At 63.8% G+C, this 2,614-nt stretch carries 3 protein-coding genes; all 3 read right to left on the bottom strand.

The window, feature by feature from the left end:
• Nucleotides 1-19: 19 nt before the first annotated feature.
• The 3 genes from YO9_RS0115580 to YO9_RS0115570 all read right to left on the bottom strand — a co-directional run bounded on the left by YO9_RS0115580 (nt 20) and on the right by YO9_RS0115570 (nt 2,344).
• Nucleotides 20-397 carry a hypothetical protein gene (locus YO9_RS0115580; RefSeq protein ID WP_016998329.1) on the bottom strand — a complete coding sequence of 126 codons (378 nt, stop codon included), beginning with the start codon at nt 395-397 and terminating at the stop codon, nt 20-22.
• Nucleotides 398-620: 223 nt separating this feature from the next.
• On the bottom strand, nt 621-1,439 hold the full coding sequence (locus YO9_RS0115575) for a purine-nucleoside phosphorylase (protein WP_016998328.1): 819 nt from the start codon (nt 1,437-1,439) through the stop codon (nt 621-623).
• A 383-nt stretch (nt 1,440-1,822) separates the two neighbouring features.
• Nucleotides 1,823-2,344: a GNAT family N-acetyltransferase gene (locus YO9_RS0115570; RefSeq protein WP_016998327.1), complete on the bottom strand. Its 522-nt coding sequence runs from the start codon at nt 2,342-2,344 to the stop codon at nt 1,823-1,825.
• Between the last annotated feature and the right edge of the window lie 270 nt (nt 2,345-2,614).

The raw sequence follows: 2,614 nt of genomic DNA, 5'->3' as shown, positions 1-2,614 counted from the left end.
GGGTTCTGTGCAATGAAACTTAGTGGTTGACCTGCGCCTGGTTGGGCGTATTGGGGCGCTGAGCCATCTCGTGCGGACCAGCGGGCAGATCCAGCGTGAGCTCGGTGCCGCCGGTGGAGTGCTTGGCCGTGGCGCCGGAGGTGATCGTGGTGGGCACGAACAGCGCCAATCCGTAAGCCAGGATGCCGAGCAGGAAGATCCACCAGCTGTCCGGGTAGCTGGCGAACATCCAGAAGCTGGCCACAATGGTGATCATGCCGCCGAGCAGCAGGAACAAGCTCTTGAGCGTCTCGCCCTCACCGGAGAAGGTGCGGGGCTTGACGGTGTGGCTTCCGCGCTCGGCCGAGCGACGAGTAGTCTCCTGCTCGTTGACGGAGGCTTCATCTCTTCTGACCATGAGTGGACCCTTTCAGACTGCAACCGCGAGGGGTAAATAAATTCTTTGTCCAGTCTAGACGCTTGGCCGCCCCGTTGCTGACATTCCGTCAGTTACGAAGCGGGTGCGCCCACCAGAATTTTGCCATGGTGACCAGCACGGGACTTTCCCCGGATTCGGACGTGGCAAACTCCCGTGCGGTGGCGCGTTTCGGGGGAGCGGCGGCGTCGACGAGCGTGTTGCGTTAGAGCTTGGCCACGATGTCCGCGAGCAGACGCGAGATGCGGGGACCCGCGGCTGCGCCGGCCTCGATGACTTCCTCGTGGGAAAGTGCGGTCTCGCTGATGCCGGCGGCGAGGTTGGTCACCAGAGACATGCCGAAGACCTCCATGCCGGCGTGACGCGCGGCGATGGCTTCGAGGGCCGTGGACATGCCCACCAGGTCTGCACCCAGGACCTTGGCCATCTGCACCTCGGCCGGGGTCTCGTAGTGCGGGCCGGGGAACTGGGCGTAGACGCCCTCGTCCAGGCTGGGATCCACTTGATGCGCGATCTCGCGGAGGCGGGAGGAGTAGAGGTCGGTGAGGTCCACGAACGTGGCACCCTCCAGCGGGGAGGTAGCCGTGAGGTTGAGGTGGTCACTGATCAGCACCGGGGTGCCGGGCTGCCATGCGGGGTTCAGACCGCCGCAACCGTTGGTCAGGATCATGATCTCAGCGCCCGCAGCGGCCGCGGTGCGCACACCGTGGGCCACGGCGCGCACGCCCTTGCCCTCGTAGAAGTGGGTTCGCGCACCAATCACCAGGGCGTGGTCACCGTTGGCGAGCTTGATCGAGCGCAGGGTGCCCACATGGCCCTCCAGCGCGGGGCGTGAGAATCCGGGGATCTCGGTTGCGGGAATCTCGTGCTCGGTCTCACCGATGAGCTCGGCGGCCTCACCCCACCCGGAACCCAGGGTCAGGGTGATGCGGTGGTTCTCCACACCCGTGCGCTCGCGGATGGCGTCAGCGGCACGGCGGGCAATGTCATAGGGATCGGCGGTAGCCGTTGCATTCTCAGTCACCCGCACCACTCTAGAACAGGGGGAGGCAAGAGTGCGCGTACACCCCGGAGCCGGACTGCGCCGCGTGCGCCCGGTGAGCCGGGAACACGTGAGGCAGAGATCCGCGGGTCCGTGGTGTCCGTGAACATCTGGGGCGGGGGTTCGCAGCGACTGGCGCGGCGGGGAACATTTCGGGCCGAGATCCGCAGGCAGCGTGGCGGTGGTGAAGATCTGAGGAAGAGGTCCGCGGAAAATCGGCCCGTATTCTGCGATCTCGCGCCTTAAATGTTCACCGCGCGAACCTCCGCCTCAGATGTCAGGTTTCACCGGGTCTTTTACCGTGTCAGGACCCGGCGTGCCGGTGTGTAGCCTGTCGGCACCGGCTTCACCGGCGGATCGAACGCTCACGGGGATCGATCAGTCTCATCGGCTAGGTCTTTTTCGGCGAGGTCCTTGAAGTATCGGGCTACTGGCCAGCGTGTGAATCCGAGGCGCTCATAAGTGGACCGTGCACTGGAGTGGCCCGGGTCGTCTCCGGTTTCGACTAGGGCCATGCTCATTCCCGCGTTCTTGATCCGGCGCATCGAACGATCCATGAGAGCGGAGGCGATCCCCCGACGTTGATGATCAGGATCAACCACCAGGACGTAGACCTCACCCATGTTGTCCTCGGGATGTATCCGGGTGCAGATCCAGCCGACTACCTGGTCATCCTCAAGGGCGACGTCTACGTTCTGCGGCTCTTGATCAAGGACTTCGGACAGATCCGCCCGCTGTCTGACTTCCCACCCGTCCGGATAGAAGTTGTCGTAGACGAAGCGCGGCACCGTGGCTCGCACCTGGGGGAAGACCGGAGCCCACGCACGTATGGCCAGGTCAAGAGCTTCGTCCCGATGCGAAGCGTCAAAGCGAATGATCATCACCATGCTGGATCACTGTACTCATGGTCGGTCTCCCCGCTGGCAACGTCCGAGGCTGAGATTCGCGGGCCGCATGGCTGTGGTGAACATCTGGGGCAGAGATGCGCGGGTTCGAGGTGCCGGTGAACATTTGAGGTTGAGATCGGCGGGTACGGGGGCGGTGGTGAACATCTGAGGCAGAGGTTCGGGGGTTAATGATGTCCGTCAACATCTGAGGCAGCGATCCGCGGAAAATCGGCCCATATTCTGCGATCTCGCGCAGGGTGTCAACCTGTG

It is taken from the genome of Kocuria atrinae C3-8, assembly GCF_000286355.1.
GTDB classification, from domain to species: domain Bacteria; phylum Actinomycetota; class Actinomycetes; order Actinomycetales; family Micrococcaceae; genus Kocuria; species Kocuria atrinae_A.
This window is presented reverse-complemented; position numbering and strand designations above follow the sequence as displayed.